Source organism: Sphingosinicella sp., from assembly GCF_041916975.1.
Classification (GTDB): domain Bacteria; phylum Pseudomonadota; class Alphaproteobacteria; order Sphingomonadales; family Sphingomonadaceae; genus Sphingosinicella.
Genome location: NZ_JAYRYK010000001.1, coordinates 642,206 through 661,302, shown reverse-complemented (window position 1 = coordinate 661,302; position 19,097 = coordinate 642,206). Strand labels below are relative to the sequence as shown.

The following is a 19,097-nucleotide window of genomic DNA, read 5'->3' as shown; positions in this document are numbered from 1 at the left end:
CGCCGGCCCTCTCAAAAGGCCGGCGTCAAGGTGTTGCATTGGGGTCAATGCACTGAACCTAAACGCCTATTGGACGAAATGTTTCCGCCGCCTCAGATGGTGAGGCAGAGGTACTTCATCTCGACATACTCATCGATGCCGTAGCGTGAGCCTTCGCGGCCGAGGCCGGACTGCTTGACGCCGCCGAAGGGCGCGACTTCTGTGGAGAGGATGCCCGAGTTGACGCACACCATGCCCGACTCGATCGCCTCCGCCACGCGCCAGACACGCGAGAGGTTGTTCGAATAGAAGTAGGAGGCGAGGCCGAACTCGCTGTCGTTCGCCATCGCGATGGCTTCGTCTTCGGTTTCGAAGCGGATGACGGGGGCGAGCGGTCCGAAGGTTTCCTCGTGCGCGACGAGCATGTCCTGCGTGACGTTCGCGAGCACGGTCGGCTCGAAGAAGGTGCCGCCGAGCGCGTGGCGCTTGCCACCGGCGAGGATTTTCGCGCCCTTGCCCGTGGCGTCTGCGATGTGCTGCTCGACCTTTTCGACCGCGGCCATGTTGATGAGCGGGCCCTGCTCGGTGCCCGCTTCGAGGCCGCTGCCGACCTTTAGCTTCGCAGCGGCGGCGGCGAGCTTTTCGACGAATTCATCGTAAACGCCCGCCTGCACGTAGAGGCGGTTCGAGCAGACGCAGGTTTGCCCTGAATTGCGGTACTTGGAGGCCATGGCGCCGACGACGGCGGCGTCCACGTCCGCATCGTCGAAGACGATGAAGGGGGCGTTTCCGCCGAGTTCGAGGCTGAGCTTCTTGATGGTCTCAGCGGACTGACGCATCAGCAGGCGGCCGATCTCCGTGGAGCCGGTGAACGACAGTTTGCGGACGATGGGGTTCGACGTGAGCTCTCCGCCGATCGCCGAGGCCTTGCCGGTGAGCACGTTGAAGATGCCCTTGGGAAGTCCGGCCTCCTCGGCCAGCACGGCGAGCGCGATGGCGGAGAAAGGCGTTTCGGCGGCCGGCTTCAGCACGATCGGACAGCCCGCGGCGAGCGCCGGGCCGGCCTTTCGCGTGATCATCGCGTTCGGGAAGTTCCACGGCGTGATCGCGGCGGCGACGCCGATCGGCTGCTTCAGCACGACGATGCGCTTGTCCGCCATGTGGCCAGGAATGACGTCGCCGTAGAGACGCTTTCCTTCCTCGGCGTACCATTCGATGAACGAGGCGCCGTAAGCGATCTCGCCGCGCGCTTCAGCAAGGCTCTTGCCCTGTTCGAGCGTCAGGAGGCGGGCGAGCTCTTCCTGATTGGCCATGATGATCTCGTACCAGCGGCGAAGGATGCTTGCGCGCTCCTTCGCCGTCTTGGCACGCCATACGGGCCACGCACGATTCGCAGCCTCGACGGCATGCTTCGCTTCGGCTGCGCCGCAGTTCGGCACCGTGCCGAGAACCTCGCCCGTGGCCGGGTTCGTGACCTTTATCGTCTCGCCGCTATCGGCCTTCACCCATTCGCCGTCGATATAGCAGGCTTCGCGCAGCAGCGGCGATCGGGTCATGGAGACTCTCCTATTACAGGGCTTTCAGTTTCGGCATGGCCGAATCCAGCGAACGGCGGATGATGTCAACCAGATCATCGATCTGCTGGTGCGAAATGATGAGCGGCGGCGACATGACGATGGTGTCGCGGATACCGCGGACCATCAGGCCGTTATCGATGCAGAAATCGCGCACGACCGGCCCGGCATTGCCCTCCTTGCCGCCGAAACGCGCGGCGGTTTTCTTGTCGGCGACGACCTCGACCGCGCCGAGCAGACCGATCGAGCGCGTCTCGCCGACGAGGGGGTGATCATCGAGGCGCTTCAGCGCCGCGTTCAGATAGGGGCCCACATCGTCGCGGACCTTGCCGACGAGGTTCTCCCGCTCGATGATCTCGATGTTGCGGAGCGCGACGGCGGCGCAGACCGGATGACCGGAATAGGTGAAGCCGTGGACGAAATCGCCGCCGGTCTTGAGGACGTCCACCACATCGGACGACACCGCGACCGCCGAGATGGGGAGGTAGCCGGACGACAGGCCCTTCGCCATCGGGACGAGATCGGGGGTGAAGCCGAGCGTCTGGTGGCCGAACCATTCGCCTGTGCGTCCGAAGCCGCAGATCACCTCGTCCGCCACGAGGAGGATGCCGTATTTGCGGCAGATGCGCTCCACCTCCTGCCAATAGCCTTCGGGCGGGATGATGACGCCGCCCGCGCCCTGCACCGGCTCGCCGATGAAGGCCGCGACGTTTTCGGGTCCGACTTCCAGGATGCGGTCCTCGATTGCCTGCGCGCAGAGCTTGCCGAATTCGCGCGGTTCCAGGTCGCGGCCCTCGCCGTACCAGTAAGGCTGGCGGACATGCTCGATGCCGGGGATGGGGAGATCGCCCTGCGCGTGCATCGCCTTCATGCCGCCGAGGCTGACGCCTGCGACCGTGGAGCCGTGATAGGCGTTCCAGCGGCTGATGAAGACCTTGCGGTTCGGCTCGCCCTTCACCTTCCAGTAGTGGCGCACCATGCGGAACACGGTGTCGTTGGCTTCCGAGCCCGAGGCGTTGAAGAACACGTGCTGGAGCTTGCCGCCTGTGAGGCCGGCGATCTTCGCGGCGAGTTCCACGGTGGGCGGCGTCGCCGTCTTGAAGAAGGTGTTGTAGAACGGAAGCTCGCGCATCTGCTCGGCGGCGACGTCGGCAAGCTCTTCGCGGCCGTAGCCGATGTTGACGCACCAGAGCCCGGCCATGCCATCAAGGATGCGGTTGCCGTCACCGTCCGTGATGTAGCAGCCTTCCGCGTGGGTCACGATGCGGCTGCCGCCCATGTCCTCAATCAGCTTGTAATCCTGCTGCGCGGGAAGATGATGCGCGACGTCGAGACGGCGCAGCGCGGGAATGTCGTAGTTCTTGCGGACGGCGGTCATGCTGTTCCCCTGAGAGTCTGGCCAAGGAGTTTGAAGAAGGTCTGGCTGTCCGGATTCGATTCCGGGTGCCATTCGGGATGCCACTGGACGGCGACGACGGGCGATTTGCCGATGGTCGCCGAGTAGGCCTCGACGAGTCCGTCCGGCGCGGTCGCTTCGGCGGTGAGGCTGTCCGCGAGGCGGCCGATACCCTGATAGTGAACGGAGTTCACATCGAGCGCCGGCTTTTCATACGTGCGCGCGAGGATGCCGCCGGGAACGAGATCGACGCGGTGGCGATGATCGAACATCGCGTCGAAGGCAACGCCGTCCGGCGCGTGGTGGCGGATGAGATCATCGCTCGCCGAGGTATCGCGGCGCAGCGTGCCACCGAGTGCGACGTTGATCTCCTGAAAACCGCGGCAGACGCCGAACACGGGGCGGCCGCGCCCGATCATCGCGTCCACCATCGACAGCGCGATCTCGTCGCGGCCGGGGTCGAACGGGCCTTCGCCGACGTCCTCCGCATAGCGGCGGCCTTCGACGTTGGACGGGCTGCCGGTAAGCAGCACGCCGTCGAGACGCGGGGCGACCTCGGCGGCGGTCATCAGGTCCGGCAGCGACGGGATGAGCAGCGCGGCGACATCGGCATAGCGCATCGCCGCGCGCACATAGCGCTCGATGACGGTCTGCGCAGGCTCGGTGCCCACAGTACGCTGACAGCAGATGATACCAAGAACGGGACGGGCAGTGGTCATGCTAGTGCTTTATCATGACATGCCGCGTCGCGAGATAGTGTTCGAGGCTGTAGACGGAAAGATCGGAGCCGTAGCCCGAGGCCTTCACGCCGCCGTGCGGCATTTCGGTGGCGTTCACCGAGTGCGTGTTGATCCAGGTGACGCCGTATTGCAGGCGCGACGCGAAGGCTGCTGCCTTGCCGACATCGCGAGTCCACACCGAAGAAGCGAGGCCGTATTCGCTGTCGTTTGCCCAGTCGAGCGCCTGACTGTCTTCATCGAAGCGCGTGACCGAGACGACCGGGCCGAACACTTCCTTCTGTACGATCTCGTCGCTGTTCTTCGCGCCCGCGATCAGCGTGGGGGCATAGAAGAAGCCGGGGCCGTCCGGCGCCCTGCCACCGGTGACGACCTCAGCGTCCGTGTCGGCGGCGGCGCGGGCGACGAAGCCGTCCACGCGATCGCGCTGGCGGGCGGTGATGAGCGGGCCGAGCGCGGTGCCGGGCGCGGACGGATCGCCCATCGGGATCGCCTCGACGGCGCTTTGCAGTTCGGCGATGAGGCGATCGTGAATGCTCGCATGGGCATAGACGCGACAGGCGGCGGTGCAATCCTGCCCGGCGTTGTAGTAGCCGCCCTCCGAAATCGCCTCGACGGCGGCGGCGATGTCCGCATCCGCCAGAACGATCACGGGCGCCTTGCCGCCGAGCTCGAAATGCGTGCGCTTGATGGTGGGCGCGACGGCTTCCATGATCTTGCGGCCCGTGGCGACGTCGCCGGTGAGGGACACCATGCGCACGCGCGGATGCGCGACAAGACGCGCGCCGACGTTCGGCCCGTTGCCGGTGACGACGTTTACGACGCCCGCAGGCAGGAACTCGGCGCACACTTCGGCGAGACGGAGCGCGGTAAGGGGGGTGTGTTCGGAGGGCTTGAGAACGACCGTGTTGCCTGCGGCAATCGCGGGCGCAATCTTCCACGAGGCCATCATAAGCGGATAGTTCCACGGCGCGATGCCGACGACGACGCCGATCGGGTCGCGGCGGATCATCGAGGTGTGGCCCGGCTTGTATTCAGCGGCGGCCTGACCGGGGATCGCGCGCGCGGCGCCCGCATAGAAACGGAACACGTCGATGGTGTTGCCGACATCGACGGCGCGGGCCGTGCCGATCGGCTTGCCGCAGTTGCGCATTTCAAGCTCGGCGAATTCGTCCGCCAGCGCCTCGATCCGGTCGGCGATGCGGAGCATCCGCAGCGAGCGTTCCTTGGGCGACATCGCCGACCAGACCGCGAAACCGCGCTCCGCGGAGGCTATGGCCGCATCCACCTGCGCCCGGCTGGCGCTAGCCAGACTGGCGATGACTGCGCCGGTAGCCGGATTGAACACCGACTCGGGCGCCTCGTCGCCGCTCAAGGCATTTCCATCGATGAACTGGCCGGTACGGTCGATCATGGCTGCACTTTCCAGAGCGTGAAGTCTGGTCCGGACGATAGGGATGGCCACGTGGCATCGGAAATACGAAATGGGACGCGAGGCCTATCGGTTTTACCGATGGGCTCCTGAAGCCCTCATTGCTCCAGCGGATAGCCGGCTTCGGACCAAGCTTTCATTCCGCCGTCGAGCGCTGTGGCCCGCATGTAGCCGAGATCGCGCAGCGTCGCGGCCGCGAGCGTCGATATCTTGCCGAATTCGCAGCAGGTGATGATCTTCACTGTCGGATCGGGAAGGACGCTGTTCGTCCTCAGTTCAAGCTGACCGCGTGGCAGATGCACCGCGCCCGCGATGTGGCCCTTGTCGTAGGCATCCTTCTCGCGGACATCGAGAATGACGAGCGCGCCGCTGTTCCGGCCGATCCGGTCGTTGAGTTCTGCAAGCGACATGAAGGGGACCTCGCGCGCGGCTTCGGCGAGCATCTGCGCCACGGTTCTGCCCCCGCTCATGTTGGTGCGCAGCGCTTCGGTGAGGTGGGTCGGCGCGGCGAGATCGAGGTGCTGCATCATATCGACGAAGGCCGTACGCTCGACCTTCTGCAGGCGCGGGTTGTCGGCGATTTCGATGCCGATGGTGGAGTGCGAGCGGCCCTTGTAGTCGTGCGCCGGAAAAACCAGCGTTTCCGGCGGCAGTTTCAGAAGCTTTTCGAACAGGCTTTCGTAGAGCGCGTGCGGATCGCCGGTCGGCAGATCGGTACGCCCCGTGCCGCCGATCAGGAGCGTGTCTCCGGTGAACACGCGGTCCTCGGCAACCAGGCACAGCGAATCGCGCGTATGCCCCGGCGTGTGCATGGCCTTCAGGCGAAGCTCACCCACGATCAACATGTCGCCGTCGTCAAGGCGCAGGTCCGCGAAGGGTGCGGGGCTCAGCCGGTGCATGACGACCGGCGCCTGGAGCGCCTTGCCGAGCCCGCGGCTGGCCGAAAAATGATCGGCGTGCGTGTGCGTATCCACGACGTAGCGGATATGCACGCCGAGCTGGTTCACAAGCATCCGATAATGTTCGATGCGGGACTGTTCGGGATCGATCAGCACCGCCGCCCGCGTGGTTTCGCAGCCGACGAGATAGGACTGGCAGCCGCCGGCCGCGATTTGCTCGAAGATCACCGTTTCCTCCGCCCCTCAGATATTTCCGTATTACAGCGGATGAGGGCGCGGTGCGAGCGGGCTCGCTAAGACTGCAGAACCACCGGGCTCGATCCGTGCCATGAGAGCCAGACCTTGTCCTCCCAGGTGAAATCTTCCTGGTCGTAGCGCGAGAGATTGGGGCGGGAGACGCGGATGACGCGGCCGGAATCGAGCTTCACCTCGTAGATCGTGATGTCGCCGAGGTAGGACATGCCGCGGATCTGGCCGTGCGCGATGTTGTCGCCTTCCGGGCATTCGGGGGCTGTGGGCTTGCCCTTCGCCTCCGGGATCATGGCGATCTTTTCGGGGCGGAGCGCGACGTGGACGTTCGCATCATGAGGGCCGGTAACGCCGTGGTTCAGATAGATGCGGCCGATCTCCGGGCAGTCGACGATCGCCTTGTCGGGCTCGTCCACCGTCAGCCTGCCATCGAACAGGTTCACCGATCCGATAAAGTCCGCAACGAAGCGGTTCGCGGGGAACTCGTAGAGGTCGGACGGCGTGGAGAGTTGCGCGACGAGGCCCTTGTTGATGACGGCGATGCGGCCGGCCATCGAGAGCGCCTCGTCCTGATCGTGCGTCACCGTGACGAAGGTGATGCCGACCTGTTCCTGAAGATCGGCAAGCTCGAACTGCATCGCGGCGCGGAGCTTCGCGTCGAGCGCCGATAGCGGCTCGTCGAGCAGCAGCACCTTGGGCCGCATGACGAGCGAGCGGGCGAGCGCGACGCGCTGGCGCTGGCCGCCCGAAAGCTGGTCCGGACGACGACCGCCGAAGCCGTCGAGCTTCACGAGCGCGAGCGCCTCCTCGACGCGGGACTTGATCTCCGACGATGCCACGCGCGCGATGCGCAGGCCATAACCGACATTCTCCGTCACCGTCATGTGCGGGAACACGGCGTAGGACTGGAACACCATGTTTACCGGGCGCTTGTTCGGCGGCACGTGCGCCATGTCCTGCCCATCAATGATGATCTGGCCTTCGGTCGGCACCTCGAAGCCGGCGATCATGCGCAGCAGCGTGGTCTTGCCGCAGCCAGACGGGCCGAGCAGCACGAAGAATTCGCCGGGCATGATATCGAGCGAGACATTGTCCACCGCCGCCACCGCGCCGAAGCGCTTGGTGACGTTGCGGATGCTGATGATCGGCTGTTTGGGTGCGGTCGCCATGGTGATCAGTGGCCTTGCGGGGTTCCGCCCATCCGGCTTTGCACCTTCAGGGCTATGGTCGTGAGAATGACGGTGAGGGCGATGAGCAGCGCCGAGGCGGCATTCACCTCCGGCGTCACCGAGAAGCGGACCATCGAATACACCTTCACGGGGAAGGTGATGGTGTTCGGACCGCTGGTGAAGAAGGTGATGACGAAGTCGTCGAGGCTGAGCGTGAAGGCGAGCAGCGCGCCGGCAACGAGGCCCGGCTTCATGTGCGGCAAGAGTACGTCGCGGAACGCCTGCCATTCGGTGGCGCCGAGATCCTTCGCGGCTTCTTCTTCCTCGCGGTTGAAGCTGGTGAGGCGCGAGCGCACCACCATCGTCACGAACGGGAAGCAGAAGGTGATGTGCGCGATGATGATGGCGCCGAGGCTGAAGGGCCATGGCAGGTCCGTGGGGAAACCGATCTTGGCGAAGAACACCAGCATCGCGACGCCCATGCAGATTTCCGGCACGACGATCGGCAGCGCCATCGCGCCTTCGGTTGCGGTCTTGCCCGGGAAACGGAAGCGCCAGAGCATCACGGCGGCGAGCGCGCCGATCACGACGCTGACGATCGTGCTGATGAAGGCGATGGTGAGCGAATTGCCCATCGCGATCATCAGCGAGTCGTTGTCGAGCGCCTTCTCGTAATATTTGAGCGTGAAGCCGCGCCACACGATGTTGCGCTTGCTGTCGTTGAAGCTGAACGCGACGAGCGTGATGAGCGGCGCGTAGAGGAAGAACAGCACGAGGCCGACCCACGCGCGCATCCACAGGCGCTTCGTGTATTCGAGCGGTGCAAGCGGGACGCGAGGTTTGAAAAGGCTCATTGGCGGCGCTCCGCCTGTCGCGATTTCATGGCCTGGAACGCGATGGCGATGAAGGTTGCGTACATCAGAAGGAAGGAGAGGGCAGCGCCGAACGGCCAATCGTTGGCGCGCTTGAATTGGCGCTCGATGACGTTGGCGATCATCTGGCTGTCGGTACCACCGAGGAGGTCCGGCGTCAGATACGCGCCGAGCGCGGGCACGAACGTGATGATGATGCCCGAGATGATACCCGGTGCGGCAAGCGGCGCGACGATGCTGAGCAGCGTGCGGACATGCCCTGCGCCAAGGTCCAGGCTCGCTTCGATAAGCGATTTGTCGAGCCGGTCGAGCGCCGCGTAGAGCGGCAGCACCATGAAGGGCAGGTGCACGTAAACGAGGCCGAGCACGACCGCGAAATTATTGTAGAGGAGCGGCAGCGGCTCGAAGGTGCCGAGCGGCTGGAGACCGGCGAAGGTCATCAGCCCGCTCCATTGGTCCCACATCCAGCCGATCGTCTGGTTCGCGTAGCCTTCCTTCCGCAGCACCGCCATCAGCGCATAGGTGCGGATCAAAAGGTTCGTCCAGAAGGGCAGCATGATCGCGAGCAGCAGCCAAGGCCGCCATTTCGGGGTCGCGAAGACGATCGCGAGCGCGACCGGGAAACCGACGACGAGGCAGATGATCGTGGTGAGCGCGGCGACGCCGACCGATTTCACGAAGATGCCGAGATACAGCGGTTCGAGCGCCCGCGCATAATTCGCGAACGTGCCGCTGATATCGATTTCGGTGAGGCCGACATTGCGGCCGAAACTGTAGAGCCAGACAAGGCCGAGGGGGACGATGAAGAACAGGACCAGCCAGAGGATGGGCGCGCTCGCGATGGTCGCGAACAACGCCCGGTTCAGCTTCCAGTCCTGCATCTCGCGCTCCCCCTCGCGCTGCTGTTCGCTAGGCCGCGCGCACGCGGGTGAAGGCTTCTTCGAAGATCGGCTGCATCTTGCCGTCGTAGGCTGCGTACTCGCATTTCGCGAGTTCCGCCGCGGTCGGGAAGATCACCTTGTTGTCGCGGTAGTCCGCGGGCATCAGCGCCTTCGCGGCCTCGTTCGGCGTCGGGAAGAGGATGTATTCCGCGATCTTCTTGCCGGCTTCCGCATCGAGCAGATAGTTAATGAAGGCGTGTGCGTTCAGCGGATGCGGCGCGCCTTTGGGGATGCAGAGCGTATCCGAGTTGAGCTGGCTGCCCTCCTTCGGGAGCACGAAGCCGATGTCGTCGTCCTCGGCCATGATCTGCGCAATGTCGCCGTTGTATTCGAGCACGAGATCGACCTCGCCCGAGAGCAGCAGATCCTGCCCGTTGTCCTCGTGGAAGGCCTTGATGAAAGGCTTCTGCTTGATGAGCATCGCCTCGATCTGCTTCACGAGTTCAGGCGTGACACCATTCACCGAATGGCCGAGATATTTGGCGCCGAGGCGGAACATGTCGCCGGCTTCCGACAGCACGGCGATGCGATCCTTGTACTTGTCCGAATCGAACAGCCACTTCCAGCTGTCCGGCACGCCGTCCACCTTCGATTTGCGGTAGCCGATGCCGAGCGTGAGCCACGTGTAGGGCATCGAGAACTTGCGGCCCGGATCGTAGGCGACATCTTTGAATTCGGCGCCGATGTTGGCGATATTCGGAATCTTCGAATGATCGAGCTGCTCCAGCATGTCCGCCTGGACCATGCGCTCGACGAAGTCGTTCGAGGGCACGATCACGTCGAAGCCGGGGTTGCCCGCGCGCAGCTTCGCGAAGAGTTCGTCGTTGGTGGCGAAGAGGCTCATGTTGACCTCGATGCCCGAGGTGTCCTTGAAATCGTCGAGCGTGGTTTCGCCGATGTAGGTGTCCCAGTTGTAGAAGTTGAGCTTGGGCTCCTCGCCGGTGGAGGCCTTGCCGGCTTCCTTCTTCTCGCAGCCCGCGAGCGCGCCGGTGAAGGTGATGCCGATCGCCGCAGCGCCAAGCCCCTGCAGGAGCGAGCGCCGGCCGATGCGTTTGCGAATGCTGTCGAAGCTGTTCATGGTCCCTGTCTCCCGTTCATCGCCCGCCAGCGATCATCCCCGGACTTCAACGCTCTGACGGCGCTTGGTGGATGCTAACGCAGCCGCGCATGGCCGCAAGCCCCTCAGTCTCCCGAGGCTTATCAAAACGCTCTACCGCCACACGCGCAAATGCATTATTCAATCCGTGAGGTATCGAAAAATCCGATGGCAGAGATGAACATCACGTTCCGGCAAATCCGCTATTTCATAGCCGTCGCGGAGGCGCGCTCGGTGTCTGGCGGGTCGAGTTCCGTCGGTATTTCTCAGTCGGCCGTGACAGATGCGATCCGCACGCTGGAGGCGGAAACGGGCGTCATGCTGTTCCACCGCCATGCCAAGGGCGTGACGCTGACGCGGGAAGGGCACCAGTTCCTGCGCCATGCCCGATCGATCATCGATGCGATTGCCGACATGCAGGGCGGGGTGGGGCGCGAGCAGGACCTGACGGCGGGCAGCGTGCGCGTCGGCGTGACGCCGGTCGTCACGGGCTATTTCCTTTCGGATCTGCTCTCGCGCTTCAGGCGCATGTTTCCGCGCATCGAGGTGCAACTCGTCGAAGAGCGCCGCGACTACATCGAACACCTGCTCATCAACGGCGAACTCGACCTTGCCGTGCTGATGGTGAGCAACCTCGAGGAGCGCAACGCGATCGACCACGAGGTGCTGCTCCGCTCCGAATGCCGCGCGTGGGTGGCGCCTTCGCATCCGCTGTCGGACGTGGATGGCCTCAGCCTTGCCGACCTTGAAAACGAGCCGGTGATCGCGCTGACGCTCGACGAGCTTGAAGGGCTGATCGACGGCATCTGGTCCAAGTTCGATCACCCGCCGCGCGTCGCCTATCGCACCTCCTCGATGGAAGGCGTGCGCAGTCTCGTCGGCACGGGGGCGGGAATCACGCTGCTGCCTGATCTCGTCTACCGGCCGTGGAGCCTCGAAGGCGACCGCATCATTGCCAAGCGCACGCGGGAAAGCCTGCCGACCGTGGACATCGGCATCGCCTGGAGACGCCTGACGCGGCACAGCGAGGCGGCGACGCTGTTCATGGAAACGGTGCACGAGCACCGGCGGTAGGTTGAGTTTGAGGCAGTCTTGCGCTATATGGTCATAAAAATGGTCATGAGGCATTTGTGGACAGAATCAACCTTGCCGACGCGAAGGCGCATCTGAGCGAGCTTGTCGATCGCGCGGAGGCGGGAGAAACGCTGGATATCCTGCGCCGCGGGAAGCCGGCAGCGCGTTTGACGCCTTATGATGGCCCAAAGAAGGGCGTAGACATCGCGATGTTGCGCGCGCTGACGGCACGTCTTTCGCCGCAGCCGGAATCCGCTGCCAATCTGGTGCGCGCAATGCGGGACAGCGATCGTTACTGATGCATTATCTTGATACGTCAGTGTTGATCGCCGCGCTGACGCCCGAAGCGAACAGCGCGAAGGTTCACGACTGGCTTTCGGGCCGTGGAGGACTTTCGATCAGTGCATGGGTGCGCACCGAGGTTTCGAGCGCACTTGCCATCCAGATGCGGACGGGGCGCCTCAGTCTTGAACACCGTGCCGATGCATTGACCGTATTCAATCGGCTTATCGATGAAAGCCTGGTGGTCGAACCTGTGGAGGCGCGGCACTTCGAGATCGCCGCACGTTTCGTGGATCAGCACGAGCTTGGCCTGCGCGCCGGGGACGCCCTGCATCTTGCTGTCGCGTCGCAGCGCGGGCTTGTCCTCGCGACGCTGGATCACAAACTCGCCGAGGCGGGGCCGAAGCTGGGTGCTGCGACCCTATTGCTCCAATGCTGATCGAACGGGGGTGGCCGATGCTCAGGAGGGGCGTTTCGCGATCCAGATGATGTGGCGGGCGCCGCGACGCTCTCCGTTGGTGCGGACGACGGTTTCTTCCACCTCGAAGTTCGCCTTGATGAGCCGGTTCTTGAATGCGTGGTCCGGCGCGGCGGACCAGACGGCGAGGACGCCGCCGGGGCGGAGTGCCTCGCGGGCGGCGATCAGGCCCTTTCGGGCGTAGAGCCGGTCATTATCCGGGTGGGTGAGGCCGTCCGGGCCGTTGTCGACGTCGAGAAGGATCGCGTCATAATGCGATCGCACGTCGCCGATCAGGTCCGCGACATCCTCCACGGCCACCGTGGCGCGGGGGTCGTCGAGACAGCAGTCGAAGATATGCGCCATCGGCCCGCGCGCCCATGCCACGACCGACGGGACGAGTTCGGCGACGGTGACCGACGCGTCGGCCGGAAGCTTCGCGAGCGCGGCACGCAGCGTGAAGCCCATGCCTAGGCCGCCGATCAGCATCCGCGGTTGCGGGCGCGACTGGATCTTGCCGCACGACAAGCCCGCCAGCGCTTCCTCCGAGCCTTTGAGGCGGCTGTTCATCAGCTCGTTCGCGCCGAGCATGATGGAGAACTCGGTGCCGCGCTGGATGAGACGAAGTTCGCCGCCGCCCGGTATCTTCGCGGTATCGATCAGAACGCGGGGGAGCATGAAGGAACGATCAGCGCTTTACGCGCTTTTTCCGCGCGGCGTAGCGCGCATCGCGCGCGGCCTTCTTCTCGGCCTCGCTGAGGGCGGGCGGTTCGGCGGCAACGGCGGTTGCCGCTTCGAGCCTCTGCGCTTCCCGCTCGGCCTTGGCGGCTGCATCCGCGGCACGGCGGGCGGCGCGTTCTTCCGCTTCGGCAGCTTCGCGGGCAAGGCGCGCGGCCTTGCGCACTGCGAGCGTGGCCTCGTCGACCTGAGGCTTGGCCTTCAACTTTTCGAGGGCTTTTTGCTTCGCCTGCTTGGCGAGGGCGGCGCGATCCTGAAAACTGGGAACCTTGAACGACGTCATATTCGGTGAAACTCTGTCCAGTTGTGGGTTAAACGATCAGGCGGGTATCCGCTGGGGACACCCGCCCGGATACGCGTCAGGCGACCTGGAGGTTGACCGCCGAGGTCTTGCCGCGCTGATCGGTTTCCAGCTCGTAGGAAACGCGCTGGTTCTTGTCGAGCGTGCGAAGACCGGCCTTCTCGACCGCTGAGATATGGACAAACGCGTCATTGCCGCCCGTTTCCGGCGCGATGAAGCCATAGCCCTTGTCTGCATTGAAGAATTTTACGGTTCCGGTGATCATAATGGGTATCCTTTGGCCCAATGTGTGACGGGAGCACATCAACAGCGATGCTTCCCGGCTTCTGTAAGGCTAGGCAGGGACAAAAGAGACCGAATCTCGGCCCGATATCCGTCGCTCGCGACGTCAGCGGACAAAGCTATAGCCCAAAATCTCGGCAAGCGCAAAACGTGCGCCGCCTCAGGCGTTGCGCAAGTACCAGTCGTAATCGAGCTCGGTGACCTCGCCGTAGAAGCGCGCCATCTCCGTGCGCTTCACGATGGTGTAGTTCTTCACGAAGCGCGCGCCGAGGTAGTCGTTCATCAGCGGCGAGGCTTCGAAGGCGTCGTTGGCGGCGAACCAGTTGTTGGGGAGCTTCACGCCCGCGCTCGCCTCGTCCTCGTAGCCGTTGCCGACGACGGCGGGGCCGGGATCGATGCGGTTCGTGATGCCGTGGTGCATCGCGGCGAGCACGGCGGCGACGGCGAGGTAGGGGTTCGCGTCCGCGCCGCAGACACGGTGCTCGACGTGGCGCGAGGCGGGGGAACCCGCCGGGATACGCAGTGAAACCGTGCGGTTGTTGACGCCCCATGTCGGCGCGACGGGGGCGTAGCTGTTCGCCTTGAAGCGGCGGTAGCTGTTGGCGTTCGGGGCGAAGATCGCCATCGATTCGCCGAGCGCGGCCTTCATGCCGCCGATGGCGTGGCGCAGGATCGGCGCGCCTTCGGGGTCTTCGCTGGCGAAGGCATTGTTGCCGCTTTCGTCGGCCATCGAGATGTGGAGGTGCATCCCGTTGCCGGCTTCGTGCGCAAAGGGCTTCGCCATGAACGTGGCTTCAAGGCCATGCTTCACCGCAACGCCCTTCACCAGCCGCTTGTACATGACGGCATCGTCGGTGGCGCGGAGCGCGTCCGGCTTGTGGCGCAGCGTGAGTTCAAACTGGCCGGGGGCGTATTCGGCAATCGCGGATTCGAGCGGAATGTTCTGCGCGTCGCACGCGGCATAGAGATCGTCGAAGAACGGCTTGAAGTCTTCGAGCTCGCGGAGGCCATAGACCTGATTGTCGCCTGAGCGGTGCGGCGTGAGCAGGCCCTTTGCGGGGGCGGGCTTGCCGCCGGAAATGTCGAGCAGGAAGAATTCGAGCTCGACCGCGACGACGGGCGTCAGCCCATCCGCCGCCAGCCGATCGATGACGCTGCCGAGGACGTGGCGCGGATCGAGGTCGTTGGGCGTGCCGTCGAGTTCGTAGAAGCTGGTGAGGAACTGACCGGCGTTCTCGCCGAGCCAGGGCGCGCGGACGAGCGTGCCGGGGACGGGCTTCACATAGCGGTCGGCGTCGCCGTCTTCCCAGACGAGGCCGGTTTCCTCGGTGTCGCGGCCGGTAATGTCGACGACGACGGCGGAGCCGGGCAGGAAACGGCCCGACTCATAGACGGCGATCACCTCGTGGCGGCGCAGGCGCTTGCCGCGCGGCACGCCGCACATGTTGGTGAAGATGATGTCGACAGCGTCGATATCGGGGTTCGCCGCGAAGAAGGCGTGAGCTTCCGAAACGTCGGCGATCTTGTTCGATGAGAGGGGCGGCTTGGTCATGCGTTTATTCCATAAGGCTTGAAAGGCATTCGCCCAAGACATTGCCGAGGCGGGCGACCTGATCTTCGGTCGTCGCCGGGCAAACGAGCGTCATGTTGTGGAAGGGCGCGATGAGGATGCCCCGGTTGATGAGATAGAGGTGGATCGCGCGTTCGAGATCGCCCTGCATGGCGGCGCGCGCCTCTGTGCCGTTTCGCGGCGGCGTGCCGGTGCAGATGAACTCGCCGCGCGCGCCGACATGCGTGACGTGCCAGTCGAGGTCGTGCGCGGCGATGGTGGTACGCAGCGTTTCGGCGAGGCGGTCCGCGAGTGGCAGCATGTGCGCGTAAGCTTCGGGCGTCATCACCTCGGCAAGCGCGGCGCGCATCGCTGCGAGCGCGAGCGCATTGGCGCTGAGCGTGGTGCCGATGCCGGAGTGCCCGCTTTCGTTCGCGGCGCGCACGTGCTCCATGCGTTCGGCGACGTCGGCGGAAAAGCCGTAGACTGCGCAGGGCACGCCGCCGGCAACGGGTTTGCCGAGGACGAACAGGTCGGGCAGGGGGCCGTGTGTGCCTGTCCAGCCGCCGGGGCCGGTGGAGATCGTGTGCGTCTCGTCGAAGACCAGCAGCGTGCCGTGGCGGCGGGTGAGGTCCCGGAGCGCTTCGAGGTAGCCGGGATCAGGCAGCATCATGCCGACGTTGGTGAGCGCGGGTTCGGTAAGCACGCACGCGACATCGCCCGGCGCCAGCGCGGCTTCGAGCGCGGCGAGATCGTTGAACTCGATAACGCGCGTGTGTTCGCGCATGTCGTAAACCTGCCCGACGAGGCTGCGGCGAAGTTCGGGCACGCCGTCTCTGAGATCGACGAACACATCGTCGACCGCGCCATGGTAGCAGCCGTTGAAAACGATGATCTTGTCGCGCCCCGTGATGCCCCGGCACCAGCGGATGACGGCGCGATTCGCTTCGCTCGCGGTGGACGTGATCTGCCAGAACGGGAGGCCGAAGCGCTCTGCGAGCAGGTCGCCGACCGCGACAGCGTCTTCTGTCGGCAGCATGAAGGTGAGGCCCTGCGCGCCCTGCCGTGCGATTGCACGGGACACGGGTACTGGGGAGTGGCCGAACATCGAGCCGGTGTCGCCAAGGCAGAAATCGTCGTAGACGTGGCCATCGGCGTCCCACAGGCGCGAACCCTCCGCCCGCGCGGCGAAGAGCGGGAAGGGCGTGCCCCAATCGAGCATCCAGTGGAACGGCACACCGCGATGCCAGTGCCGCGCGGCATCCTTCGCGAGCGCGGCGGAGCGCGGGTTCGCGGCGGTGAAACGCGCGGTCTCGTCCGCGATCATGCGGGCGATGGCGGCGGGCGCGATCACAGCCGGTCCCTCAGCGCATACCAGAGCATTCCGGCGACATAGAGCGGGTGGCGCAGCAGCGGCCCGCCCGGGAAGGGCTTCACGGGAAGCGATGCGAACAGGTCGAAACGCTCGGCGGTGCCGCGCATCGCCTCGGTGATGAGTTCGCCCGCGAGGGTGGTGAGCAGCACGCCGTGGCCCGAATAGCCGTGCGCGTAGAAGATATTGCCCTTGCGGCCGAAATGCGGGAGCCGGTTCATGGTGACGCCGACGAGACCGCCCCACGCATAGTCGATGCCGATGCCTTTGACGCTTGGGAACGCGGCTTCCATGTAGGGGCGCACGAACCCGGCGACATCGCGCGGCGGGCGCGGCGTGTATTTCTCGCCGCCGCCGAAGATCAGGCGGTTGTCGGCGGAGAGGCGATAATAGTTGAGGACGAAGCGGCTTTCGGAGATCGCTGCGCCTGACGGGATGAGCGCACGGGCGCGGTCCTCGCCGAGCGGTTCCGTCGCGATATTGTAGTTCGCGACCGGCATCGTGTAGCGGCCGAGATCGGCGTCCACCTCGCCCATGAAGGCATCGCAGGCGAGCACGACGTAGCGCGCGGACACGTTGCCATGCGCGGTCGTGACGCTGGGGCGATCACCGCCTGTGACATGGGTGACGGGTGAGCCTTCATGGAGCTTCACGCCGGCCGCGCGCGCGGCTTCGGCAAGGCCGAGCGCATAGTTCAGCGGATGCAGGTGGCCGCCCGCCGAATCGTAAATGCCGCCGTGATAGCCCTTCGCCGAGACGATTCCGGCGGCCTGCTCGGGACGCACGAGCTGCGCGGCGTCGTAGCCCATCACATAGTCGAGGCATTCGAGCTCGCGCTCCATGGCGGCGAGGTCAGCGGGTTTGCAGGCGGCGGTGAAGTGGCCGTGGCGGAGATCGCAGGCGATGCCGTGCCGGGCGATGCGATCGTGAACGCGCGCGCGCGCCGTGTTGCCCACGCTGAAAAGTCGCTGGGCGGTTTCCTGGCCGAAGCGCTCCACGAGATCGGTCGCGGACCAGCGCAGGCCGGGGATCATCTGGCCGCCGTTCCGACCCGAAGCGCCCCAACCGATACGGTGCGCCTCGACGAGGGTGACGGCGTAGCCGGCTTCGGCAGCGGAGAGCGCGGCGGAGAGGCCGGTGTAGCCGCCGCCGACGACGCAGACGTCTGCGGCCATGCTGCCGGCAAGCTGCGGCTGGGCCGGGAAGGCGTTTGCGGTCGCGGCGTAGTACGACGGCGCGTGCGGCTGGGCCAAGATCAGACCCTCAGGAGGAGGTGTTCGCGCTCCCAGGAACTGATCACCGACTGATACGCGAACAGCTCGGATTCCTTGATCGCGTAGAACACGTCGAAGAAATCCTCGCCGAGGTGATTGCGGACGGCCTTGCAGTGGCTGAAGCGATCGAGCGCGCTTTCGAGCGTTCGCGGCAAAGTACGCGCGCGGTTGTAGGCGCTGCCCTGCAGGCTCTTGGGCGGCTGCATCCGCTCCGTCATGCCGACGTAGCCGCAGATGAGCGATGCCGCGATCGCGAGATAGGGATTCGAATCCGCGCCGGGCAGGCGGTTTTCGATGCGGCGGTTCTTCGCGTCCGAAACCGGGATGCGCAGGCCGCAGGAGCGGTTGTCGCTGCCCCACTGCACGTTGATCGGCGCGTCGCTATCCGGCCGCATCCGGCGGAACGAGTTGACGTTCGGTGCGAACATCGGCGTGATCTGCGGCAGCAGGCGGACGAGGCCGGCGATGTAGCTGCGGAAGAGCGCGCTGTCGCGGCCCTGCGGCGTGGTGAACAGGTTGCGGCCCGTATCGCTATCGAGCAGCGACTGGTGGATGTGCATCGAGCTGCCGGGCTGGTCCGACATCGGCTTGGCGAGGAAGGTGGCGTAAACGCCGTGCTCCAGCGCGACGTGCCGGACGATGCGCTTGAAGAGCAGCACCTGATCGGCGAGCGCAAGCGGATCGCCGTGGACAAAGTTGATCTCGAGCTGCGCGGCGCCGGACTCGTGGATCATCGTATCGATGTTGAGCTCGGCCTTCTCGCAGAAGTCGTAGATGTGCTCGATGATGTCCTCGAACTCACCGAGGGCTTCGAGGCCGTAGGGCTGGCTCGCGGTTTCCGAGCGGCCCGAGCGGCCCGCAGGGGGCGTGAGCGGGAAGTCGGAATCGAGGTTCTTCGAGACGAGGTAGAATTCCAGCTCCGGCGCGATCACCGGCTTCCAGCCGCGCCGCTCATAAAGGTGCAGAACCTTCTTCAGGATCATGCGCGGCGCGATGGCGAGGGGCTTGCCCTCGCGCGTGAAGGCGTCGGCGATCACATAGGCCGTCGGCGTCTTGAAGCCCGGCGCCTCGCGGATCGTCGTCGGGTCCGGCACCATCACCATGTCGGGATCGTAGTCCGGGATGATGGAATTGATATCGTCCGGGTATTCACCCGTGACGGTGACCGTGTAGACGCTGCCCGGAATGCGGAGCGTCTGGTCCGTAAGCGACTTCAGGAACTTGCCCGCGGGCAGAACCTTGCCGCGCTGAATGCCGTTCATGTCGGGGACGATGCACTCGACCTCGCTGATACCGCGTTCGTTGATCCAGTTGGTAATTTCGGCTGACATGATCGGATAAACCCCCGTCCGGCCAGCATACTGCGCGTGCGGCAAGCACTTGGCCAGTGGGATTTACTGGAGCAGGGGGTATCGATTTTTCCG

Annotated in this window: 18 protein-coding genes and 1 pseudogene; 3 read left to right on the top strand and 16 right to left on the bottom strand. The window is 64.9% G+C overall.

What is annotated here, in order from left to right:
• Nucleotides 1-92: 92 nt before the first annotated feature.
• The 9 genes from ACE3TJ_RS03105 to ACE3TJ_RS03065 form a co-directional block, all read right to left on the bottom strand.
• A complete protein-coding gene (locus ACE3TJ_RS03105; RefSeq protein ID WP_374593741.1) occupies nt 93-1,535 on the bottom strand; it encodes an NAD-dependent succinate-semialdehyde dehydrogenase in 1,443 nt (480 codons plus the stop codon).
• Nucleotides 1,536-1,548: 13 nt separating this feature from the next.
• On the bottom strand, nt 1,549-2,931 hold the full coding sequence (locus ACE3TJ_RS03100) for an aspartate aminotransferase family protein (protein WP_374593739.1): 1,383 nt from the start codon (nt 2,929-2,931) through the stop codon (nt 1,549-1,551).
• A complete protein-coding gene (locus tag ACE3TJ_RS03095; RefSeq protein WP_374593737.1) occupies nt 2,928-3,668 on the bottom strand; it encodes a gamma-glutamyl-gamma-aminobutyrate hydrolase family protein in 741 nt (246 codons plus the stop codon). Before ACE3TJ_RS03095 ends, ACE3TJ_RS03100 begins: the two co-directional genes overlap by 4 nt.
• Nucleotide 3,669: 1 nt before the next feature.
• Nucleotides 3,670-5,100 (bottom strand): gamma-aminobutyraldehyde dehydrogenase, encoded by a 1,431-nt coding sequence (locus ACE3TJ_RS03090; protein ID WP_374593735.1) that lies wholly within the window; start codon nt 5,098-5,100, stop codon nt 3,670-3,672.
• A gap of 116 nt (nt 5,101-5,216) precedes the next feature.
• A complete protein-coding gene (locus ACE3TJ_RS03085) occupies nt 5,217-6,245 on the bottom strand; it encodes an MBL fold metallo-hydrolase (RefSeq protein ID WP_374593733.1) in 1,029 nt (342 codons plus the stop codon).
• A 65-nt stretch (nt 6,246-6,310) separates the two neighbouring features.
• Nucleotides 6,311-7,435, bottom strand: a complete 1,125-nt coding sequence (locus ACE3TJ_RS03080; protein ID WP_374593731.1) for an ABC transporter ATP-binding protein — start codon at nt 7,433-7,435, stop codon at nt 6,311-6,313.
• 5 nt (nt 7,436-7,440) lie between these two features.
• Nucleotides 7,441-8,289: an ABC transporter permease gene (locus ACE3TJ_RS03075; RefSeq protein WP_374593729.1), complete on the bottom strand. Its 849-nt coding sequence runs from the start codon at nt 8,287-8,289 to the stop codon at nt 7,441-7,443.
• The gene (locus ACE3TJ_RS03070) at nt 8,286-9,188 is read right to left on the bottom strand and encodes an ABC transporter permease (protein ID WP_374593727.1); all 903 of its coding nucleotides are present in this window, start codon (nt 9,186-9,188) and stop codon (nt 8,286-8,288) included. The genes ACE3TJ_RS03075 and ACE3TJ_RS03070 overlap by 4 nt, the downstream gene beginning before the upstream one ends.
• Nucleotides 9,189-9,216: 28 nt before the next feature.
• The gene (locus ACE3TJ_RS03065) at nt 9,217-10,326 is read right to left on the bottom strand and encodes a PotD/PotF family extracellular solute-binding protein (RefSeq protein WP_374593725.1); all 1,110 of its coding nucleotides are present in this window, start codon (nt 10,324-10,326) and stop codon (nt 9,217-9,219) included.
• A gap of 186 nt (nt 10,327-10,512) precedes the next feature.
• Between ACE3TJ_RS03065 and ACE3TJ_RS03060 the strand changes: the two genes are divergently transcribed.
• From ACE3TJ_RS03060 to ACE3TJ_RS03050, 3 genes are read left to right on the top strand one after another with little or no spacing between them, the layout of a single operon-like run.
• Nucleotides 10,513-11,418 (top strand): LysR substrate-binding domain-containing protein, encoded by a 906-nt coding sequence (locus ACE3TJ_RS03060; RefSeq protein WP_374593723.1) that lies wholly within the window; start codon nt 10,513-10,515, stop codon nt 11,416-11,418.
• A gap of 56 nt (nt 11,419-11,474) precedes the next feature.
• On the top strand, nt 11,475-11,717 hold the full coding sequence (locus tag ACE3TJ_RS03055) for a type II toxin-antitoxin system Phd/YefM family antitoxin (RefSeq protein WP_374593721.1): 243 nt from the start codon (nt 11,475-11,477) through the stop codon (nt 11,715-11,717).
• Nucleotides 11,717-12,139: a type II toxin-antitoxin system VapC family toxin gene (locus ACE3TJ_RS03050; RefSeq protein ID WP_374593719.1), complete on the top strand. Its 423-nt coding sequence runs from the start codon at nt 11,717-11,719 to the stop codon at nt 12,137-12,139. The genes ACE3TJ_RS03055 and ACE3TJ_RS03050 overlap by 1 nt, the downstream gene beginning before the upstream one ends.
• Nucleotides 12,140-12,160: 21 nt before the next feature.
• Here ACE3TJ_RS03050 and ACE3TJ_RS03045 read toward each other — a convergent pair whose 3' ends face one another.
• The 7 genes and pseudogenes from ACE3TJ_RS03045 to ACE3TJ_RS03015 form a co-directional block, all read right to left on the bottom strand.
• Complete coding sequence (locus ACE3TJ_RS03045; protein WP_374593717.1) at nt 12,161-12,835, bottom strand: spermidine synthase; 675 nt, start codon at nt 12,833-12,835, stop codon at nt 12,161-12,163.
• A 10-nt stretch (nt 12,836-12,845) separates the two neighbouring features.
• The gene (locus ACE3TJ_RS03040) at nt 12,846-13,178 is read right to left on the bottom strand and encodes a DUF6481 family protein (protein WP_374593715.1); all 333 of its coding nucleotides are present in this window, start codon (nt 13,176-13,178) and stop codon (nt 12,846-12,848) included.
• A gap of 76 nt (nt 13,179-13,254) precedes the next feature.
• Nucleotides 13,255-13,461, bottom strand: coding sequence for a cold-shock protein (locus ACE3TJ_RS03035; protein WP_374593713.1), 207 nt, complete (start codon nt 13,459-13,461; stop codon nt 13,255-13,257).
• Nucleotides 13,462-13,638: 177 nt separating this feature from the next.
• On the bottom strand, nt 13,639-15,030 hold the full coding sequence (locus ACE3TJ_RS03030) for a glutamine synthetase family protein (RefSeq protein ID WP_374593711.1): 1,392 nt from the start codon (nt 15,028-15,030) through the stop codon (nt 13,639-13,641).
• Between the two features lie 4 nt (nt 15,031-15,034).
• Complete coding sequence (locus ACE3TJ_RS03025) at nt 15,035-16,381, bottom strand: aspartate aminotransferase family protein (protein ID WP_374593709.1); 1,347 nt, start codon at nt 16,379-16,381, stop codon at nt 15,035-15,037.
• A gap of 143 nt (nt 16,382-16,524) precedes the next feature.
• A pseudogene (locus ACE3TJ_RS03020) lies at nt 16,525-17,574 on the bottom strand (NAD(P)/FAD-dependent oxidoreductase); the annotation flags it as partial.
• Nucleotides 17,575-17,654: 80 nt separating this feature from the next.
• Entirely contained in the window at nt 17,655-19,004 is a 1,350-nt protein-coding gene (locus ACE3TJ_RS03015; RefSeq protein WP_374593707.1) for a glutamine synthetase family protein, read from the bottom strand.
• Nucleotides 19,005-19,097: the final 93 nt, after the last annotated feature.

Bases quoted from the DNA above. Each gene is read 5' to 3' on its own strand.
- ACE3TJ_RS03045 (WP_374593717.1), bottom strand. From the start codon at position 12,835: ATGCTCCCCCGCGTTCTGATCGATACCGCGAAGATACCGGGCGGCGGC.
- ACE3TJ_RS03090 (WP_374593735.1), bottom strand. From the start codon at position 5,100: ATGATCGACCGTACCGGCCAGTTCATCGATGGAAATGCCTTGAGCGGC.
- ACE3TJ_RS03095 (WP_374593737.1), bottom strand. From the start codon at position 3,668: ATGACCACTGCCCGTCCCGTTCTTGGTATCATCTGCTGTCAGCGTACT.
- ACE3TJ_RS03035 (WP_374593713.1), bottom strand. From the start codon at position 13,461: ATGATCACCGGAACCGTAAAATTCTTCAATGCAGACAAGGGCTATGGC.
- ACE3TJ_RS03040 (WP_374593715.1), bottom strand. From the start codon at position 13,178: ATGACGTCGTTCAAGGTTCCCAGTTTTCAGGATCGCGCCGCCCTCGCC.
- ACE3TJ_RS03015 (WP_374593707.1), bottom strand. From the start codon at position 19,004: ATGTCAGCCGAAATTACCAACTGGATCAACGAACGCGGTATCAGCGAG.
- ACE3TJ_RS03070 (WP_374593727.1), bottom strand. From the start codon at position 9,188: ATGCAGGACTGGAAGCTGAACCGGGCGTTGTTCGCGACCATCGCGAGC.
- ACE3TJ_RS03065 (WP_374593725.1), bottom strand. From the start codon at position 10,326: ATGAACAGCTTCGACAGCATTCGCAAACGCATCGGCCGGCGCTCGCTC.
- ACE3TJ_RS03050 (WP_374593719.1), top strand. From the start codon at position 11,717: ATGCATTATCTTGATACGTCAGTGTTGATCGCCGCGCTGACGCCCGAA.
- ACE3TJ_RS03060 (WP_374593723.1), top strand. From the start codon at position 10,513: ATGGCAGAGATGAACATCACGTTCCGGCAAATCCGCTATTTCATAGCC.
- ACE3TJ_RS03075 (WP_374593729.1), bottom strand. From the start codon at position 8,289: ATGAGCCTTTTCAAACCTCGCGTCCCGCTTGCACCGCTCGAATACACG.
- ACE3TJ_RS03100 (WP_374593739.1), bottom strand. From the start codon at position 2,931: ATGACCGCCGTCCGCAAGAACTACGACATTCCCGCGCTGCGCCGTCTC.
- ACE3TJ_RS03105 (WP_374593741.1), bottom strand. From the start codon at position 1,535: ATGACCCGATCGCCGCTGCTGCGCGAAGCCTGCTATATCGACGGCGAA.
- ACE3TJ_RS03080 (WP_374593731.1), bottom strand. From the start codon at position 7,435: ATGGCGACCGCACCCAAACAGCCGATCATCAGCATCCGCAACGTCACC.
- ACE3TJ_RS03030 (WP_374593711.1), bottom strand. From the start codon at position 15,030: ATGACCAAGCCGCCCCTCTCATCGAACAAGATCGCCGACGTTTCGGAA.